We start from the raw sequence: 18465 nt of genomic DNA, 5'->3' as shown, positions 1-18465 counted from the left end.
AATCTTTACAGTTTATGAGCCAATTTTTTCAGGGAAAGACAGGGCGCTTCGACCTGATATGGGCTTGACATTTTTGCGAGTTCATACAGGGGCAGGCGATAAGGATTTCCTGAGCGAGGATGACAAAGATGAGCCTTACTCTGGAGAAAGGTCGATTCCGGTTAATGCCTTATCATTGACGCGGGTTGGCAGGTCGTTGTTATCTTTGCGGTTTGTTGTCTTGCCAATGTTTATTTCGCTCTGAGAGGAGATGACTGGACGGATGAGCAAAAGGCAGAAATAGAATCGTTGCCGTTTCGTTACCTCGTCCTATTACAAAAAATGTAACGTCCCTATTTATTAGACTGTTACATTAATCTAAAGGCGTTCGATGACGAGACGGGCTTTTACATTCCGGGTAAGGCCGTTTTGCCGGAAGCTGCGGCCGGGCTTATTCGAGCGAGAACGAAAAATGGTCGTAAGGTTCCGTGCGCAGCGACAGGCCGACCGTCGACGGCGAGACGGCGAACAGCGGCGAGAACGTGTGAACGGTCACCGTTTTGCCGTCCGGATGGAATTCGAGTATCCGTAGCCAGCCGTCGCCCCCGTTGCCGTGCCAGCCGCCCCCTTCGGCCTGCGCGTTGAACATCATCTGGTTGACCGTGCGCCCGGCCCGGTTCTTATCCGTACGGAAACCTACGTGGCCCCGGTGCGACATTTCGTCTACCACGTGGCCGCAAAGTACCATCGACGAATTGGCCGACGGTTCGATCAGTTTTTCCCACAGGGCTTTCCCGCAGGTTACGTCCGTTATTTTGTAACCTTCTTTTTCGATCCGCCTGCCTTTTGAGTCCATGTAACTATGTGTCAGGTATATGACTTTGTGTTCGCTGTATTCGGGCTTGTTTGCCAGCGCTTTGGCTTCCGCTACGACGGCTGCCCGCGGATTGAATTCCAGCGAGACGATCAGAAACCGGTCGCCGCCGGGCGCCTGGAATTCGTACCAGGCGTTTTCGAGCGTCGGGATGCCCGCTTCGTTTTTGAACATACCTTTCAACAGGCCGGTGTACAGGCTCTTCCGGTTGGCGGGGAAGAACGAGTTCAGTTGGCTGTAACGGTTCTCGGCCCGGTCGAAACCGTGATCGTGGTTACCGGTGCACAAGATGTACGGTACCACGTCGTCGAGGATGCCGAACGCATCCGAGACGAACTGCCACTGTTTGTCCGAGGGCAGGTTGCCGTTTACTCCGTCCGGTACGGTACGTTGGTTCTGTTCGACCAGGTCGCCGGTGCAGAGCACCAGCCGGATGTTCAGACGTCGCTTGTTCTGCTTGATCCAGTGCATCATCAGTTCGAACGTCGGGTGGTTGTAATCGAATTTGGTGTAGGTTTGCGGATCGGGTATCAATACCATGCACCATGAACTGCTGTCGCTCAGCGCTACCGGTTCGGGATTCTGCGCGGCGGCGAACGGCCCGTTCAGACAGGCCAGGATCAGCAGGATAATCAGTTTTCTCATCGCTGCGATGGGGGCTGGTTTTACAACAGTTTATCGATTTCTTCGACGATCCGGTCCTTCTCGCTGGGACGCGGTGCGTTGTGGGAAACGATTTTCCCATTCCTGTCGACTAGCATATAGTGCGGAATTCCTTCGATTCCGAATTGCGTATAAAGTTCGTTGATCTGCTCCGAAGTCGGCTTGTAGTGGATTCCGGTCAGCTTTTCGGCGAGAACCGTCCTGCGCCACTGATCGTTCGGGCATTGTCCGCAGAGGAATACGAAAACGACGTTCTTATTCTGGTAGTGTTGCTGTAGTTCCAGCGAGAACGGCATTTCGGCCATGCACGGTCCGCACCACGGTGCCCAGAAATCGACGTAAACGACCTTGCCCGCGTGGTCGGCGACGATCGATTCGAACAGGTTCCCGCGGATCGTCGAGTCGGGTTCGATCAGTTGCGTTCCTTCGGCGGGTTCTCCGTTCAACACAGCGTTCAGTTCGTCGTTGGCGGCCTGCATTTTTTCGCGCATGTAGGCGTTGGCGAATTGTTCCGGCGCGATGTATCTGTTCAGGATATCGGTCGGTGCGTTGGGCAGCATCTCGAGGTAAAACCGGCAGCGGATCAACTCTTCGGTGAATCCAGACGTTTTCTCTCCCAGACGCTTTTGCAGGAATTGCAGCGCGTCGTCGTCGGATTTGATTGCCGGATTGTCGTCCATTTCGCGGTAGATCGACTCAAGCAGGTATTGATTGTACATATCCAGGAAGGCGGCGTGCTCCATCGTGACGATCCGGTTATCGTCGGGATCGTAGCTTTTTACAAAGCGAATGAAATTCTTCGGCAGTTCCGGCGCCTGGGCTTCCGGATTTTGCTGTTTGATCACCTGACAAATGTTGGCGTAAGTCAATTTTGCCTGCCACGTTCCGTATCGCAGCATGTCTTCCACCCATGCGTTCAGCTCTTTGACGGGACGGTGCTCTTTGCGGAACCGGTTCCATACGTCGCGGTATTCCCGCTCTTTGCTATCGGCGAAGGTTTCGAACTCTTCCGGCGAATATTTGCGGATGGCCTGTTCCATGCTGTTTTCACCCGTGTATTTCAGCCGCAGCGGTTGGTAATATTGCTGTAGATCGGCCATATCCCGGTTCAGCGCCGCCGCGCGTTCGTTTCCGGCGAACGTGATGACAGACTCCGGAACTGTTCCGTCGCGGATCGTATCGTTCCAGACGCGGGCGTCGAGTTCGATGTAGAGGCTGTCGCCCGGAGCGAGGCACAGGCGGTGGGTCTGCCGGTAGTTCATCAGCACTTCCTGCGGGTAGCCCAGCAGGGTTTCCATGCGAAAGGCGCCTTCTGCGTCCGCCGATACTTTCAGCGTATTCTGGCCGCTCTGTTTCAGCAGGCCGTTGAATCCGAATCCGATGTCCTTACGGTCGGGATGTTCGTCGAAATGACGAATTTTGCCGGCGATTACGACGCGGCCGGTTTGCCAGGGATCCGCTTGCCGGGAACAGGAGCAGATCAGCAAGGCGGAGAGCAGCAGGAGTGTGATGCGCATGATACGATTGGTTTGATTGATCGCCAAAGATAGCACAATAATCCGACAAATCGCCCATCCGCCGAGGGCCCTCGGCGGATGGGCGATTTGTCGGTACTGTCCGGGGCTCGCTTTAGTTCGCCGACAAACTATTTGACTTCGATCGTGTAATTGTTATTGTAGCAAACGAGCGCCCACTCGTCGTTCTCGTATTTGTGTCCGGGGCTTTTCTGAACGAAGCGATAGGGCGTTTGCAGCAGCGGCAGTTCGGCACGGTTCAGGAACGACGCGAAGTCGGCCCCGTGCATTTTGATGCCGCCGATGAAAAGTTTCGCGATGTCGTACCCCCGGTATGCGTACAGGCTCGGAAGCGAATTGAAAGCCGATACGTAACGGCGGTCGAAATTGAGTACCCGTTCGTTGCCCCGGTCTGCATGATAAGAGGTGACATAGCGCAGGTTCAGCTTGAAGAACAGGTTTCTTTCGATATTCTGCAGCCGGGCCCAGCGCGAACTCCCGATAACCCGGATCGCCGGATTCTTAATGCTTCGCGAAGTCAGGCTGTTTTGCACCGAACTGACGTAAGCCAGAATTCCGTCGATATTCGTTTCATCCGAAGCCAGCACGACGATCACGTTTTCTTTTTCTCCGCTGAGCAACCCTTCGAGGGCCGTTCCGCCCATGCCTTTGACATAGTTGAAGCGGTGCGCTCCCTGCGGGATCAACGGCTGTATCTCGGCCGCGAATTCCGAATCGTTACCGGTCGCAGAAATCACGATGACGTTTTTGTCTCCCGCGAATTCGTTACGCAGCTTGTCGTTCTTGACCGAGGGCCCCGGCGCGGCCTGGAACAGCAGCGGACTGTCGACGCTTTCCACGACGGCCAGCGGCGATACGACCGGAATGCCGTGCTGTGCGGCGAATGCCGCGACCGGCGGAAAACATTCGTCGTAGACCGGGCCGATGATCAGGTTGGCGTTTTGCAGTTCGGGCTGTTGCAGGATTTCGGCTGTTTCGGCGGCCGATTTGCCGGTATTGAACAGGTCGACTTTGACCGAAATGCCCGAGGTTTTCAGTTCTTCGAGGGCCAGCAGCGCTCCCTGGTAAAATTCCAGGAACTGGCGTCCCGACACGCCGGCTCCTTTCAGCGGGAGCAACATGGCCACTTTAATGACGCCGGTTACGTCGACCGGCCTGATCGATGCGCTTTCCGTTGCCGGTTCCGTTCCCGGATGCTGCGGCAGGGAATCCCGTACCGGTCGGTCGGTTCCTTGCTGCGGGATCGGGACACGCAGGATGCTTCCCTCTTTCAGTCCGTCTTTCAGGATCGGTTCGTTGTAGGCCGCGATCGAATCGACCGGCAGACCGAAGCGTTTGCCGAGCGAATAGAGCGTTTCGCCTTTTTCCACGACGTGGTGGGTGAAACGGTCGGATACGCTGTTCAGCGCGTCTTTGTAGGATTCGATCTGCTCCTCGATCTCTTCGGTGTCGCTTTTGCCCTGGCTCGCCTTGCGGATGTTGATTTGCTGGCCGATCGACAGGTGCGCCGGGTCGAAACCTTCGTTGTCTTCCATCAGTACGTCGAGTCCTACGCCGTAGCGTTTGGCGATCGAGTAGGCGGTTTCGCCCTGGTTGACGGTATGGATATCGAACAGACGTTTCCTTTTACGGTCGGAAAGCGGTTTCTCGGACGCTTTGACGACCGGGATCTTGATTACCTGGCCGGCCTGCAGACCGTCGGCGACGTGCGGGTTGCTCGCCCGGATGGAGTCTTCGTCGGTGTCGTACACTTTACAGAGCGAGTAGAACGTGTCTCCCGGTTTTACGGTGTGTACGTAGTAGCTCTCTCCGCCGATCGTGACGATGCTCGTCGATTTCTGCGTTTGATTTTGTGCCTGAACGGTAGCCGCGGCCACTATCCAGCAAACGATAAACAGCAATATCTTTTTCATCCCAGGTTCAAAGTTACCCGCAAAAATACAAAAAAAGCCGATACGACGAAAGCCGCGCGCCGTTCGTGTCTATTCGACCCTGAATTTTTTGCTTACTTCTACGGGCATCGGTTCCGCGGACGGCGTATCCAGATCGTAAGGGGACAGCGCGTAGCGGGTGCCGACTCCGTTGGCCGTAACGGTCAGCAGGTGGTCGCCCGGGGTCAGTTCTTCGCTGGAGAGCGAAACGCCCGTTCCGCCCGCCGCCGTCTCGACCGTCTGCCCGTCGATGGCTACGGTGAAACTTTCGGGCTGCACGCCGACGGTCGTCCAGTGTACCGATATTTTCCCGTCCTTACAGTGAACGGGCGCTACGGCCATGACGGTAACATCGTCCGCCTGCCCGTTGTAGATATCGACCAGCGCCCGGGTCAGGTTCAGGTAATAGAAACCCCATCCGCCGTTGTCGCCGCGGAATCCGGGGGCCGTCAGCGATACCGGTTCGTAATCGTCGCTGTATTCGACGCTGTAACTGTCCACGAAAATATCCTTGTCCGGCCCGTACCCGTGCGATCCCTGACCGGTAAATTCGTTGAATTGGTGCAACATTACCATGCGCGGACGGTGTTCGAGGGCGGTTTTGAACGATTCGAGGTATGTCCATCCGTCCCGGCGGCCCCATGCTTCGGGCGCCTTCCAGCCGTTTTCGGCGAAACAGGCCGGATTGACCGTCGTGCATTCGGCCACGTCCCCTTTATAGGTCACGGTCGGTTTCAGCGAACCGTCCATCCAGCTCCAATACCCCAACTTATCGTGTCCGGTCAGTTGGTTTTGCGACGACATCCAGCGGATCGTAAAGCGCGAGCTGTCTACCGGAGGATTTCGTCGGCGCAGGTCGTCGATCTGTTCGGCCGTCCATCCGAGCGTCTGCTTGAAAAACGGAACGCGGAAGGCCGTTTCGGTCTTGCCCTCCTTGACGCCCATGGCTCCCGTATCCAGAATGACGGTCAACGGTTTTTCGTCGTATTCGTACCACAATCCTTTGAAACGGGGATTGCGCACCATGTATTGGTAGATCCAGTTCAGCTCTTCGTTCAGCGCTTCCATCGTCGCCGGGGGGCCGTTGCTCAGGCCCGGCATGATGATCGCCTGCGGAACGGGAAGACCCTCGTCGCGCATGTCGGCCATCACTTCGAGCGCCAGTTCGGTGTTGTGCACGATGGCGTTCACTCCGTCGCCGCGTTCGTCCCAGTGCTTGCAATCCCAGATATGGTTCGACCAGTCGAACAACACGGCGTCGGCGCCCGAATCCATCAGCCACAGCAGGTGCTGACGGATCACGTCGGGATCGGTAAAGTCGTAAAAGCCGACCAGCGGAACGGCCTGAGCCGTCGTCCACATGCTGCCCGGAGCGAACCACGGCTCCCATTGCGATACGAATGCGGTCGGATGTTCCGGTCGCTGCGGAATGTCGCGGCGGCGGACGTCGACGTCGATTTTATTGGAATGCAGTCCGGCGTTCGGCATCGGCCTGCCGGTCAGGTAGGGCCTGTAATCTTTCAGCCCGCACCACAGCGACGTGTCGCGCGGTACGGCCACCACCTCGATTTCGGCCGTGCCGACGTTTGGCAACGGCAGCAGCAACAGCGCCCTGCCGTTGCTGTCCGGAAATTCGTGCGATCCCCACCTGCGTCCGTTGACGTATGGCATCAGAATCACTTCCCGGACGGAATCGCCCTGCGAAGGCGTGTAGCTCGCTTCGATCTGCACGGTGCGTCCCATGTCGATTTGTTGAACATTGGCCGTGATTTGCAGTCCTTCGCGCTGCGAGCAGGACGACAGCCACAGGACGGTGCAGAGCGACAAAATTAATCGCGCAGTGCGGTCGGCGCCGTGCGCGAAACGGAAAGTACGGGTATTCATAGTTCGGTTCATTAAGGGTTCGAATGTTCGATAGATAAGGATAAAGGTAAAAAAAATTATCGGATAAACCGTCCGCCCATTCCGTTTTTTTTGTACCCGGATTTTTTCCGAAGAGTCCGTCTCAGGTTTTTTGCATCTGTATTTTTCGGAATATTTCCGGATGCGGAAGGCGTAAAATGCGTATTTCGGAGGTTTTTGACGGAAACGGATCGTTCCGGACGTTAAAAGTGCTGAAAAATTTGTTATTCTGATGGGAAACCCGTACTTTTAGAATTATGTTTCAATGTAAAAATTATTGATTATGAGTAAAAAAGAAAAAAGCATCGAATTGCTGAACAAAGCCGTGTCCGACGAACTGTTGGCTGTAAACCAGTATATGTATTTTCACTTCCGTTGCGACGATTACGGGTACGACCTGCTTTCCAATCTGTTCAAACGCACTGCGATCCACGAAATGCTGCATGTGGAACGCCTGGCCGAACGGATTCTGTTCCTCAAAGGAGAGGTGGAGATGACCCCGTCCGGTTCGGTCGAAAAAATCCACTGCGTGAAGGAGATGCTGAAAAAAGCGGCTGAAATGGAAACCGGCAGCGTGGACGATTATAACAACTGGGCCAACGAGTGCGGGGCGAACGCCGATTCGGTGACCAAGAAAATGTTCGAAGCCCTGGTCGGCGAGGAAGAGGTGCACCTCGACCAGTACGAAACGGAGATCGATAACCTCGAAAAATACGGGGACAATTACCTGGCGCTGCAATCCATCGAGCGTAGCAAAAGCGTCGCTACGCAAATGGCGGCTCCCGCTGCCGGCGAATAGCGATGCGTCGTTGATATCTGTTGCGAAGAGGAATCCACTGCTGGATTCCTCTTCGCGGTTTTAGGCTTCTAAGTAGAAATCAGAAACAAATTAAAGTGATTTTACAGGGATTCTTCCTTTTTGCGGAGCCGGGAATTTAGGGAGTCGTAACTTGTCTTTAAAACTCTATGTCAGAATATTTACGACAGAAATAAAAACAAAAAGCGCCCCGTAAGGACGCTTTTTGCGGTATGGACGAGACTCGAACTCGCGACCTCCTGCGTGACAGGCAGGTATTCTAATCGACTGAACTACCACTTTATATCTATAACGCTATAAAATACAGCAAAATCATAATCAATAGCAAAGAACTTCTCAAAGTATAATTCAAGTTTTTATTTTTCCTGGCAGACAAAAATATTTCCATAAGTATTGTCAGGATTGCAAATGTAATTATCATCCATGCAACGTTAATATTATATTCCTTTTTTAAAGGATTAATAAAATAACAACCAACAAAAGCAGCTGCCGAAACCACCGTAAATACAGTTACCCAAACGTTTTTTTTCCCTTCGGTCATAATGTTTACAGATTTTCTACAATTGTGTCGGTAACAGGCCCATAGGAAGTAGAATATGTCATATATGTTATTCTTATACCTTGCTGACTACCTGAAAGATAATTATTTTCAATATTTCCCCAATGCAAAGACTGTAAACCACAATAAGCCCCTGCAATGGCACTTTGAACTGGAGCGGCAAAACTTGTCAATATCGTAGCTAAACCTGCCCATGTGTGGGTAGTTTGCATTCCATTCATCAGCTTAATTGCATCATCGTGGCTCAGGATTGTTGTGCTCGAACTCCAACCAACGCCTGAATTTGTAGATGTTTCGGATGATGCGCTTTTAGTTCTTGGAATGTAATTAATTCCATATAGATCGTTGGTTATTACTCCCGCCTCGACTAACTGAATATTAAGTTGACGCTGTTTATTAGCGATTTCTATTCTCTCCTTAATATAAGAATAAAGCTCTTCTGACATATTTGCATCTTGTGCAGACCCTATTAGCATCAATGCGCCAGTTTTATCTATCTGAACAAATTGTCCGACTCTTTCAAAAGCCACACATAATAACTCTTTTTGATTATCTGAAAAATTATGATTTTCAGGAATCTCAATGTTCAAGTATTTGGATGAATTATTTGGCATCAATTCTTCATCCTTAGTACAACTGTATAATAATACACAAAGTACGGTCACAACTGTACAAATTAACGAAATAGAAATAGTTTTCTCATAATGATTGAATTTAATAATACTGTTAATAATATTATGATTGGTAATGTGTTGTAATGGTAGTAATTATTATTTATAAAAACAAATGTTCATCCCATTAAGATTCAATTAAAGACAATCCTGTGCTTGAAAGTTCATTAAGTGATCCTGGCGTTGATACCAAATACTTTTATTTAGTACTGCTTGCCGAAATTACGGATAAACCGGTCAAAATACTTTCCGGGATCAATCGCGGCGATAAAAATGAAAATGAAAGAACGCATCGAAAAATCGGCAATCGGTCAATCGACTAAGTATAATATTGTAGTAAAATACCAAAATCAAATATATCTGTAAATAAACTGATTTCCAAATCAAAAGTTCAAAATGGAACATTGAAAATATATTCAAAGGGAAAAAACGAAGACTGTAAAGAAAGATTTTTCTATAACAAAAAAGCGCTCCTATTGGAGCGCTTCCTGCGGTATGGACGAGACTCGAACTCGCGACCTCCTGCGTGACAGGCAGGCATTCTAACCAGCTGAACTACCACACCGTACTGATGTGCAATCTTGTTCCCTGATTGCGTTGCAAATGTAATGTAATTTTTCGATTCTCCAAAATTTTTCGAAAAAAATCAGGAATTTTTCAGCCAGCCGTCAGTCGCGTTTGAAAATCGAAAAATGTACGCTTCCGTAACTGCGGCTCTCCGCGAAGCCCGGATAACGGCTTACATCCAGGTTCTTAGAGTGCTCCAGGATCAGCCATCCCCCCTCCCTGAGCAGGTTCCGGTCGAAGACGGCGGCGGGGATCGTCTCGCTCCCTTCGATGTCGTAAGGCGGATCGGCGAAGATGATGTCGAACTGTTTGGCGCAGCTTTTCAGGTAAAGAAACGCATTGGCTTTTACCGGATGGATATTCGTAAAACCGAAACTTTTGGCCGTGTTGCGGATATATTGGTGGTGCACGGCGTTGATTTCGACCGAGACGACGGAAGCCGCTCCGCGCGAGGCGAATTCGTAGCTGATCGAACCGGTTCCCGAAAAAAGATCCAGTACGTCGAGTCCTTCGATCTCCAGGCGGCTGTTCAGTACGTTGAAAAGGTTCTCCTTGGCGAAATCGGTGGTCGGCCGCGCGCGCAGGTTCTTGGGAGGCTGGATAACCCGGCCCCGGTGGATGCCGCTAATGATTCTCATGGTTCAGACGGATCAGATGGGTGAAGTCGCATACGTTTTCGCTGCCTGCGACAGATCGGTTTACGGACGGGCGGAAAAGCCGCGTACGGCGGAAATAACGGGCCGCGGCGCGGCGCAGTTGAGGGGCGTCCGTCCCGGAAATTTCGATCCGGAAATTCGTTCCGGCATATATTTTTGTCAGGGCGCCGAGGTAATAAAGCAGGTCGGCGTCGCTGTGGCGCGGCAGGGTTTCGGCGAATAACAGCCCCCCGTCGTAGGCCGACAGGTGAACGAAGCTGCGGGTCAGCGCCGCCGCAAGCAGCGGTTTCCGGGCGTGCCGGACAGCGCTTTCGAGCAGCGGATGCGTATAAGCGAGCCGATCTCCGTAAGCCGAATGCAGGCAGTCGTATACTGTGCGTGCGATGCTTATCAGCGCGATCTTTCCGTCGCGCGGCGCGGTGGCGACCGTGCGGCGTTCCGCTTCGCCTGGAATGCCGGACAGGGTCATGTACCGCTCGGCGTCTTCCTCCCGGTAATATTCGGCCGGGATCAGGCAAACCCGGTCGGTGTCGTACAATACGGTCGCTCCGCCTTCCGGGCATTGCAGCGCTTTCTGTCGCAGCAGCGACCGCAGCGCGTCGGCCTGTTCTTCGCCGTGCGGCAGCGGGCAGGACGCCAGCGTTCCGATCTTTCCGCCGGACACCGGGCAGAAGGCGAACCTTCCGTCCGAAAACTGGATCAGCAGCCTGTCGGGCGCGTCGGTCGTTTCCATCGTTCGTGTAATTTCATCGTTTTAAAATACCGGTTTTCGACTGTGCCGCCGGAATAAATCCGGGAAAATCGTTTTCAACCCCGGAAATATTGACGTAAATTTGTAACGGTCGGCCGGCCGTTATCCGAAAGTCCGGATACTCCGGCCGTTGTGTCGTCCGCAACTCAATAACGCCCATGTTAGCAGAACATATCGCCTCCCAAATTTACGAGAATTTCGCATTCGAGCCAACTCCCGCGCAGAAAAATGCGATCGAGCGCCTCGGCGGGTTCCTCTGCGGCGATGCGCAGGATCGGATTTTTATCCTGAACGGATACGCCGGAACGGGAAAGACTTCGCTGATCGCCGCGTTGGTGAAAACCTTGTCCGGACTTCGGGTCAGGACGATCCTGCTGGCGCCTACGGGGCGGGCTGCCAAGGTGATGAGTCGTTACGCCGGAGCGAAAGCCTACACCATCCATAAGAAGATTTACCGGCAGAAATCGCTGGCTTCCGAGGACGCTTCCTTTTCGCTCGACTATAATAAAGAGAAGGGGGCCGTATTTATCGTCGACGAGGCGTCGATGCTGTCCAATTATTCGTCCGACGGTTCGATATTCGGCTCCGGGCAGTTGCTCGAAGACCTGATCGCCTACATCCGCAAGGGCTGCGACTGCCGGCTGATCGTCGTCGGCGACAGCGCGCAGTTGCCCCCGGTGGGTCACGACGGCAGTCCGGCGCTCGATCCGCAGAAAATGAGCGTGTACGGGACGGCCGAAGCCGCTCTGCTGGACGACGTGGTGCGGCAGGAGGCCGATTCCGGCATTCTGTTCAATGCAACGCTCGTGAGGTGTATGCTGGAAGCCGGGATTATCGATATTCCGCTTTTCGACACTTCGTTCGACGATGTGGAGGCCGTCGACGGCGGGGATATCCTTGAGGCGATCCAGGGCGCTTACGACAGGTACGGCATGGAAGAGACGATCGTCATCACGCGGTCGAATAAACGGGCCAACCGTTTTAACGAGGCGATCCGCCGGCACGTATTGTTCGCCGAGGAAGAGATCGGTTCGGGCGATATGCTGATGGTGGTCAAAAACAATTACCACTATACCGGACGCGAGGAGGAGTGCAGCGTCGATTTTATCGCCAACGGGGATACCGCGCTGCTGAGACGCATCCGCAAGTTCGAAGATTTTTACGGGTTCCGTTTCGCGCAGGCCCGGTTGTCGTTCCCGGATTACGACGACCTGGAACTGGAGTGTAAGATTTTGCTCGACACGCTCGGCAGCGATTCTCCGTCGCTGACGCGCGAGCAGGGCAGCCGGTTGTTTTTCGCGGTAGCGGAAGATTACGCCGACGTTCCGTCGAAGGCGAAGCGCTATAAACAGGTGCGCGAGAATCCTTACTTCAATGCGATGCAAGTGAAGTTCGCCTATGCGGTGACGTGTCACAAGGCGCAGGGCGGGCAGTGGCGCTGCGTTTTCGTCGATAAAATGCTGTTCGGCGACGAACAGATCAGCCGCGACCTGCTGCGGTGGCTCTATACGGCGATCACACGGGCGACCGAAAAATTGTACTTTATCAATTTCGACGAGCGATTTTTTGACGGAAAATAGCTAATTTTACCGTCCGATCGATCCAATAAAATATAGAAGAACCTTGGCAAAAGAGAAAACCAAAGAGACCAAATACGTCGAGACGCCGCTGATGAAACAGTACTACGGCGTGAAAGCGGTGCACGGCGACGCCATCCTGCTGTTCCGGGTGGGCGATTTTTATGAAACTTTCGGCGAGGATGCGATCCGGGCCAGCCGGATACTGGGCATTACGTTGACGCGCCGGGCCAACGGCTCGGCTTCGTTCGTCGAACTGGCCGGGTTTCCGTACCATGCCATCGACACCTACCTGCCGAAATTGGTGCGCGCCGGCGAACGGGTAGCGATTTGCGAGCAGCTCGAGGACCCGAAAACCACGAAAAAGATCGTCAAGCGCGGCGTGATCGAATTGGTTACGCCGGGCGTGTCGTATAGCGACAACGTGTTGAACTGCAAGGAAAATACTTTTCTCGCATCGGTTTTTTTCGGTAAGAAGCGCACCGGCGTGGCGTTTCTGGATATTTCGACCGGCGAATTTTATGCGGCCGAAGGCGACGACAAGTATGTCGACAAACTGTTGGCCAACCTGTCGCCGAAAGAGATCATTTACCAGAAAGGGTGCGAAGCCGAATTTACGGAAGCTTTCGGATCGCGGTACTATACCTACCGGCTTGACCCGTGGATGTTCGCCGAAGATGCCGGCAGGGAGAAGTTGCAAACCCAGTTCGGCACCGCTTCGCTGAAGGGATTCGGCATCGACCGGATGCCGGAAGCCATCGTGGCGGCAGGAGCCATTCTTTATTACCTCGAATTTACCGAGCACCGCGATACCAAACACATATCGTCCATCGCGCGGATCGACGAGGACCGCTTCGTGTGGATCGACAAGTTTTCGATTCGGAATCTCGAACTGTTTTCGGCCAACGGCGGCGAGGAGGGCCGTTCGCTGTTCGATGTGCTCGACCGGACTTCGTCGCCGATGGGCGCGCGGATGTTGCGTCGCTGGATATCGCTGCCGCTGAAGGATCTGCGGCAGATCAACCGCCGGCTGGACATCGTGTCGTTGTTTATCGGCGACGCCGCGCTGCGCGAAACGCTTGCCGGAGCCGTCGGCGTGGTCGGAGATCTGGAACGGATCATCTCGCGGATCGCCGTAGGGAGGGTGACTCCGCGCGAGGTGGTGCAGCTCAAAAATGCCCTTTTTGCCGTCGAAAAGATCAAAAATACGCTGGAACGCTCCGGGGCGGAGCCGTTGCGGGAGCTGGCCGACAAGCTCGACCTGTGCCTGCAGGTGCGCGACCGGATCGAGCGGGAGGTCTATCCCGATCCGTCGAACCAGATCCAGAAGGGGGGCGTCATCGCTTCGGGCGTCAACATCGAGCTGGACGACCTGCGTAACGTCGCGGCGCACGGTAAAGAGATTCTCGCCGGTATCCAGCAGCGCGAGAGCGAAGCGACCGGCATCCCGTCGCTGAAGATCAGCTTCAACAACGTGTTCGGTTACTACATCGAAGTGCGCAATACCCACAAGGACAAGGTGCCGCAATCGTGGATACGCAAGCAGACGCTGACCGGAGCCGAACGCTATATCACGTCGGAACTCAAGGAGTACGAGGAGAAGATTCTCGGAGCCGAGAGCCGTATCCTGGTGCTTGAGCAGGAGTTGTTTGCGGCGCTGCTGGCCGAACTGGCGCAGTATACCGCGCAGATCCAGGTAAACGCTTCGGCGATCGCGCGGATCGACTGTCTGCTGTCGTTCGCGTCGCTGGCCGTCGAACGGAACTATTGCCGGCCCGATGTCAACGATTCGTCGGTTCTCGACATCCGCGAAGGGCGTCACCCGGTGATCGAGACGCTGATGAAAGTGGGCGAGGAGTACGTTCCGAACGACGTGCTGCTCGACGACTCGTCGCAGCAGATCATCATCATTACCGGCCCCAACATGTCCGGTAAGTCGGCGCTGCTGCGGCAGACGGCGCTGATCGTACTGATGGCGCAGATGGGATGCTACGTGCCGGCGAAAGAGGCCCGTATCGGGATCGTGGACAAGATCTTCACGCGGGTGGGCGCTTCGGACAACATTTCGCAGGGCGAATCGACGTTCATGGTCGAGATGCTCGAGTCGGCCAGCATCCTGAATAATATTTCGGAGCGCAGCCTGGTGCTGCTCGACGAGATCGGACGCGGGACGAGTACCTACGACGGGATCTCGATCGCCTGGGCGATGGTCGAGTACATTCACCAGCATCCGACGGCGCGGGCGAAGACGCTGTTCGCGACGCACTATCACGAACTGAACGAGATGGAAGAGTTGTACGAACGGGTGAAAAACTACAACGTGTCGGTCAAAGAGGTGAACCGCAAGGTGATCTTCCTGCGGAAACTGGTGCGCGGCGGTACGGAGCACTCGTTCGGTATCCATGTGGCGAAAATGGCCGGGATGCCGGGGCAGGTGACCGAGCGGGCAGCCCGGATACTGAACGATATGGAGTCGGCCCACCGGGGCAAGCTCAAGGACAATAAGAAGAAAGCTCCCACGGTCGCCCAGTATGGAAGCAACGGCATACAGCTCAGTATGTTCCAGTTGGACGATCCGGTGCTCAAGCAAATCCGGGACGAGATCCGGGGGCTGGATATCAATTCGCTGACGCCGCTCGAAGCGCTCAATAAACTGAGTGAGATTAAAAAAATTACGGGGATTTGATTTGTATGACATGATGTTGTTGGCAATTAGTTGATTGTCAGTGAAAAAATGACATTGTTCCGGACATTTTTTCATAGATGCGTGACAAGTTGACAACTTGTTTGGATTCCGGCGCCGGGCATTCGTTTTTTTTAATTTACAGAGTCACAGGACATAGCCGTTCGGGCAGCGTCCTGTGGCTTTTTGTTTGGTATGCGTGGCATATATTTTGAGTATTTTCTTTCCGGAACCGGGAAGAGAGAGCCCGGGTAAGGTTTAAAAGAATGTTTAATAATTTAAAATATTTGGGAGGACAAAACTATGATGCCTGTAAAAAAATCTCAGAATTGGTTACCGGGAATTTTCAACGATTTCTTCGGGAACGAATGGATCGAAAAAGCCAACAGCGCTTCGCCGGCCATCAACATCATCGAATCGGACACGGATTATAAAGTCGAACTGGCTGCGCCGGGAATGACCAAGGATGATTTTTCGGTGAAAATCGACGCCGATAACCAGTTGGTCGTTTCGATGGAGAAAAAAGAAGAACACAAGGACGAGGACAAGAAGGGCAGGTACCTGCGTCGCGAATTTTCGTACAGTCGTTTCCAGCAGGTGATGATCCTGCCGGAGAACGTCGAAAAAGATAAGATCGACGCGAAAGTGCAGAACGGCGTGCTGACCATCGACATTCCGAAAAAACAGGAAGCCGTCGAAGCGAAGAAGGTGAAGGAGATCGCCGTCAAATAACGGCCGGCGGTTTCCCTGTACCGAAAGCGGAGAAAATTTCCATGCGGAAGTTTTCTCCGCTTTCCGTTTTCGGCCGGAGAAGTCGCGGGGCAGGGACGGGAGTGCGGCCGGCCGCGCGATCTGTGCAGGAAGAAGCTGTGGGAGACGGGCGGTCCGCCCCGGAAAAAGATCGGACGGAGACGGAATAATGTATTGCATTTCCGTATTTTAATTATTAACTTCGCCAAAAGGCGGTGTGCGTTTGAATGGGGGCGGGAATTGCCGCGTAAGAATTGACGCTAAAACCTATAAACCTGAAATACGATGAACAATCAAGAACGCATTTCGCGAAGCGAATTTCTGAAACGCTCGTCGCTCGGATTGTGCGCCCTGTTTGTGGGACTCAATGAAAAAGTGTTTGCCGGAAGCGCGCCGGCGAAAGCCTTGTCCGAACCGGGCGAACATCTCTATAACTGGGGGCAGGCGTGGCATCCCGAATCGCCGAAACGTCTCAGCGATATCACGCACCACTTGGCGCAAATGGGGCTGTCCGGTCAGCACGGCCGCAACATGCCTACCGTCGACTGGGAATTTCCCGAAGGGCGCGATGAAAAATTGTCGAATAACCGCAAATACGGCTATGCGGCTCTGAGCGTGGCGCGGAATGCTCCGTTGCGTATTCTGCCAGGCGAACTGATCGTCGGGTCGGCCACGCTGCGCGAAGCGGCGCAACACCGCATTCCGGCGCTGAACATGGGCTCGGTCAGCCATACTACCGTCGGATTCGCCAAAGTGTTGCACCAGGGGTATAAGGGGCTACGGGCCGAGATCGACGAACGGCTGAGCCGGGGCGGGCTGGATTCGCACGGAACCGACCTGCTCGAATCCATGCTGATGACTCTCGATGCCGCTGCGCTGTGGCAGCAGCGCAACATCGCTCTGCTCAAGGAGATGAAAGGGAATGCGCCGGACAGCGAACGCCGGTTTTACCAGAATATCATCGATACGCTCGAAAACGTCCCCGAGAATCCGCCGCGTAACTTCCGCGAAGCGGTGCAGTCGCTATGGTCGCTGTACGCTTTTCACCGGTTGATGGGCAACTGGTCGGGGATCGGGCGTTTCGACCAGATGTTGTGGCCTTATCTGGAGGCCGACCTGCAGAAAGGGAAGATCACGCTGGACGAAGCCCGCGAACTGATCGCCCATTTTTGGATCAAAGGAACCGAGTGGATCGGCGAATTCAACGGTTCGGGGGATGCCCAGTTCTATCAGAACATTATCCTCGGCGGGATCGACAAGGACGGGAACGAAGTGACCAATCCGATTACCTACCTCGTCCTGGATGTCGTCGAAGAGTTGCATATCAGCGATTATCCGATCGCCGTGCGTATCGGCGACCATACGCCCGAGAAACTGTTCCGTCGGATTGCCGAGGTGCAACGTTTCGGTGGCGGGATCGTTTCGATGTACAACGAGAATACCGTGATCGACGGGTTGGTGCAGTTCGGCTATCCGCTCGAAGAAGCCCGCGAGTTTACCAACGACGGTTGCTGGGAAGCGATCATTCCGGGCAAGACCGCGTTCATCTATTCGCCTTGCGACATGATGCAGCCGTTGTTCCGCGCACTGAACCTCGATAAGGACGTTCCGCTCGAAGCGGACGATTTCGAAACGGTCTACGGCCGTTTTACGGCGGAACTCGGCCGGGAGATCGACAATCTGCAAAAAGCGCTGGACGGCAGTTGGAACGATCCGAACAACCCCAATCCGCTGGTGTCGATGTTCGTCGAAGGATGCATCGAGAAGGGACGCGGTTATTACGAGCGCGGCCCGAAATATACGGTCAACGGTATCCACTACGGCGGAGTCAGCGATACGGCCAACAGCCTGCTGGTGCTGAAAAAGCTGGTTTTCGAAGAAAATTACATCGGGCTGAACCATTTCGTCAATATCCTTCGTCACAACTGGGAGGGCAACGAGGGCCTGCGGCGACTGGTGCAGAACCGTTTTACGTTTTACGGCAACGACCACGCCGAGGCCGACGATATGATGAAACGGGTGTTCGACGACTATACCTCGATCGTCGGCCGGGTCAAGGAGCGCAACGGACTGAAACGTCCGTGCGGAATCAGTACGTTCGGTCGCGAGATCGACTGGCGGATGGCGCGGCGGGCGACACCCGAAGGCAGTCGCGTCGGGGATATCCTGGCGACGAACTGTTCGCCGACGCCCGGCAGCGACCGCAAGGGGCCGACGGCCGTGCTGAATTCGTACTGCAAACTCGATTTCACCCGCTGTCCGAACGGCGCTACGGTCGAACTGAAAGTCCTGCCCGATTCGGTCAAGGACGAGAACGGGATCGCCGCGCTGGTCGCGCTGGCCAAGACGTTCCGCGAGAAGGGCGGTTTCTACATGCACATCGACGTAGTCGATTCGGCGACGCTGATCGACGCGCAGATGCACCCGGAGAAGTACCCGAACCTACCGGTGCGCGTAGCCGGATGGTCGGCCCGTTTCACGACGCTCTGCAAAGAGTGGCAGGACATGGTCATCCAGCGGACGCAGCAGATCGTGTAACGGGCGATGTTT

The 18465-nt window shown here is 54.2% G+C and carries 14 protein-coding genes and 2 tRNA genes; 6 read left to right on the top strand and 10 right to left on the bottom strand.

Annotated features, from left to right (window positions below):
• Positions 1-430: 430 nt before the first annotated feature.
• The 4 genes from C1A08_RS09155 to C1A08_RS09140 form a co-directional block, all read right to left on the bottom strand.
• Positions 431-1498: a metallophosphoesterase gene (locus C1A08_RS09155; protein ID WP_101572875.1), complete on the bottom strand. Its 1068-nt coding sequence runs from the start codon at positions 1496-1498 to the stop codon at positions 431-433.
• Between the two features lie 20 nt (positions 1499-1518).
• The gene (locus C1A08_RS09150) at positions 1519-3033 is read right to left on the bottom strand and encodes a TlpA family protein disulfide reductase (protein ID WP_145996555.1); all 1515 of its coding nucleotides are present in this window, start codon (positions 3031-3033) and stop codon (positions 1519-1521) included.
• A 128-nt stretch (positions 3034-3161) separates the two neighbouring features.
• A complete protein-coding gene (locus C1A08_RS09145; RefSeq protein ID WP_101572871.1) occupies positions 3162-4964 on the bottom strand; it encodes a LysM peptidoglycan-binding domain-containing protein in 1803 nt (600 codons plus the stop codon).
• Between the two features lie 69 nt (positions 4965-5033).
• On the bottom strand, positions 5034-6866 hold the full coding sequence (locus C1A08_RS09140; RefSeq protein WP_101572869.1) for a hypothetical protein: 1833 nt from the start codon (positions 6864-6866) through the stop codon (positions 5034-5036).
• A gap of 301 nt (positions 6867-7167) precedes the next feature.
• On the opposite strand from C1A08_RS09140, the gene C1A08_RS09135 reads away from it, so the two are divergent.
• Positions 7168-7683: a bacterioferritin gene (locus tag C1A08_RS09135; RefSeq protein WP_101573154.1), complete on the top strand. Its 516-nt coding sequence runs from the start codon at positions 7168-7170 to the stop codon at positions 7681-7683.
• Between the two features lie 229 nt (positions 7684-7912).
• Here C1A08_RS09135 and C1A08_RS09130 read toward each other — a convergent pair.
• The 3 genes from C1A08_RS09130 to C1A08_RS13125 form a co-directional block, all read right to left on the bottom strand.
• Positions 7913-7980: transfer RNA gene (locus C1A08_RS09130), tRNA-Asp, on the bottom strand.
• 7 nt (positions 7981-7987) lie between these two features.
• The gene (locus C1A08_RS09125; protein ID WP_101572866.1) at positions 7988-8242 is read right to left on the bottom strand and encodes a hypothetical protein; all 255 of its coding nucleotides are present in this window, start codon (positions 8240-8242) and stop codon (positions 7988-7990) included.
• Between the two features lie 5 nt (positions 8243-8247).
• Positions 8248-8925, bottom strand: coding sequence for a hypothetical protein (locus tag C1A08_RS13125; RefSeq protein ID WP_180951559.1), 678 nt, complete (start codon positions 8923-8925; stop codon positions 8248-8250).
• A gap of 158 nt (positions 8926-9083) precedes the next feature.
• Here C1A08_RS13125 and C1A08_RS13250 point away from each other — a divergent pair, with 158 nt between their 5' ends.
• Positions 9084-9254 (top strand): hypothetical protein, encoded by a 171-nt coding sequence (locus tag C1A08_RS13250; RefSeq protein ID WP_180951558.1) that lies wholly within the window; start codon positions 9084-9086, stop codon positions 9252-9254.
• A gap of 168 nt (positions 9255-9422) precedes the next feature.
• On the opposite strand, the gene C1A08_RS09120 is transcribed toward C1A08_RS13250, so the two are convergent.
• The 3 genes from C1A08_RS09120 to C1A08_RS09110 all read right to left on the bottom strand — a co-directional run bounded on the left by C1A08_RS09120 (position 9423) and on the right by C1A08_RS09110 (position 10887).
• A tRNA-Asp gene (locus C1A08_RS09120) sits at positions 9423-9496 on the bottom strand.
• A gap of 103 nt (positions 9497-9599) precedes the next feature.
• On the bottom strand, positions 9600-10136 hold the full coding sequence (locus tag C1A08_RS09115; protein WP_101572864.1) for an RsmD family RNA methyltransferase: 537 nt from the start codon (positions 10134-10136) through the stop codon (positions 9600-9602).
• On the bottom strand, positions 10123-10887 hold the full coding sequence (locus C1A08_RS09110; RefSeq protein WP_101572862.1) for a DUF3822 family protein: 765 nt from the start codon (positions 10885-10887) through the stop codon (positions 10123-10125). Before C1A08_RS09110 ends, C1A08_RS09115 begins: the two co-directional genes overlap by 14 nt.
• A 176-nt stretch (positions 10888-11063) precedes the next feature.
• Here C1A08_RS09110 and C1A08_RS09105 point away from each other — a divergent pair, with 176 nt between their 5' ends.
• From C1A08_RS09105 to C1A08_RS09090, 4 genes are all read left to right on the top strand, one after another.
• Positions 11064-12485, top strand: a complete 1422-nt coding sequence (locus C1A08_RS09105) for an ATP-dependent DNA helicase (protein ID WP_101572860.1) — start codon at positions 11064-11066, stop codon at positions 12483-12485.
• 91 nt (positions 12486-12576) lie between these two features.
• Positions 12577-15168, top strand: a complete 2592-nt coding sequence (gene mutS / locus C1A08_RS09100; protein ID WP_172970802.1) for a DNA mismatch repair protein MutS — start codon at positions 12577-12579, stop codon at positions 15166-15168.
• A 300-nt stretch (positions 15169-15468) separates the two neighbouring features.
• A complete protein-coding gene (locus C1A08_RS09095) occupies positions 15469-15897 on the top strand; it encodes an Hsp20/alpha crystallin family protein (protein WP_055203750.1) in 429 nt (142 codons plus the stop codon).
• A gap of 303 nt (positions 15898-16200) precedes the next feature.
• The gene (locus C1A08_RS09090; protein WP_101572858.1) at positions 16201-18453 is read left to right on the top strand and encodes a pyruvate formate lyase family protein; all 2253 of its coding nucleotides are present in this window, start codon (positions 16201-16203) and stop codon (positions 18451-18453) included.
• Positions 18454-18465: the final 12 nt, after the last annotated feature.

Source organism: Alistipes sp. cv1, from assembly GCF_900240235.1.
Classification (GTDB): Bacteria; Bacteroidota; Bacteroidia; order Bacteroidales; family Rikenellaceae; genus Alistipes_A; species Alistipes_A hominis.
The sequence above is the reverse complement of the archived record's forward strand: the minus strand, read 5'-3'. Positions and strand labels throughout refer to the sequence as shown.

Bases quoted from the DNA above. Each gene is read 5' to 3' on its own strand.
- C1A08_RS09095 (WP_055203750.1), top strand. From the start codon at position 15,469: ATGATGCCTGTAAAAAAATCTCAGAATTGGTTACCGGGAATTTTCAAC.
- C1A08_RS09155 (WP_101572875.1), bottom strand. From the start codon at position 1,498: ATGAGAAAACTGATTATCCTGCTGATCCTGGCCTGTCTGAACGGGCCG.
- C1A08_RS09150 (WP_145996555.1), bottom strand. From the start codon at position 3,033: ATGCGCATCACACTCCTGCTGCTCTCCGCCTTGCTGATCTGCTCCTGT.
- C1A08_RS09140 (WP_101572869.1), bottom strand. From the start codon at position 6,866: ATGAATACCCGTACTTTCCGTTTCGCGCACGGCGCCGACCGCACTGCG.
- C1A08_RS09135 (WP_101573154.1), top strand. From the start codon at position 7,168: ATGAGTAAAAAAGAAAAAAGCATCGAATTGCTGAACAAAGCCGTGTCC.
- C1A08_RS09125 (WP_101572866.1), bottom strand. From the start codon at position 8,242: ATGACCGAAGGGAAAAAAAACGTTTGGGTAACTGTATTTACGGTGGTT.
- C1A08_RS09105 (WP_101572860.1), top strand. From the start codon at position 11,064: ATGTTAGCAGAACATATCGCCTCCCAAATTTACGAGAATTTCGCATTC.
- C1A08_RS09145 (WP_101572871.1), bottom strand. From the start codon at position 4,964: ATGAAAAAGATATTGCTGTTTATCGTTTGCTGGATAGTGGCCGCGGCT.
- C1A08_RS09115 (WP_101572864.1), bottom strand. From the start codon at position 10,136: ATGAGAATCATTAGCGGCATCCACCGGGGCCGGGTTATCCAGCCTCCC.
- mutS (WP_172970802.1), top strand. From the start codon at position 12,577: ATGAAACAGTACTACGGCGTGAAAGCGGTGCACGGCGACGCCATCCTG.
- C1A08_RS09090 (WP_101572858.1), top strand. From the start codon at position 16,201: ATGAACAATCAAGAACGCATTTCGCGAAGCGAATTTCTGAAACGCTCG.
- C1A08_RS09110 (WP_101572862.1), bottom strand. From the start codon at position 10,887: ATGGAAACGACCGACGCGCCCGACAGGCTGCTGATCCAGTTTTCGGAC.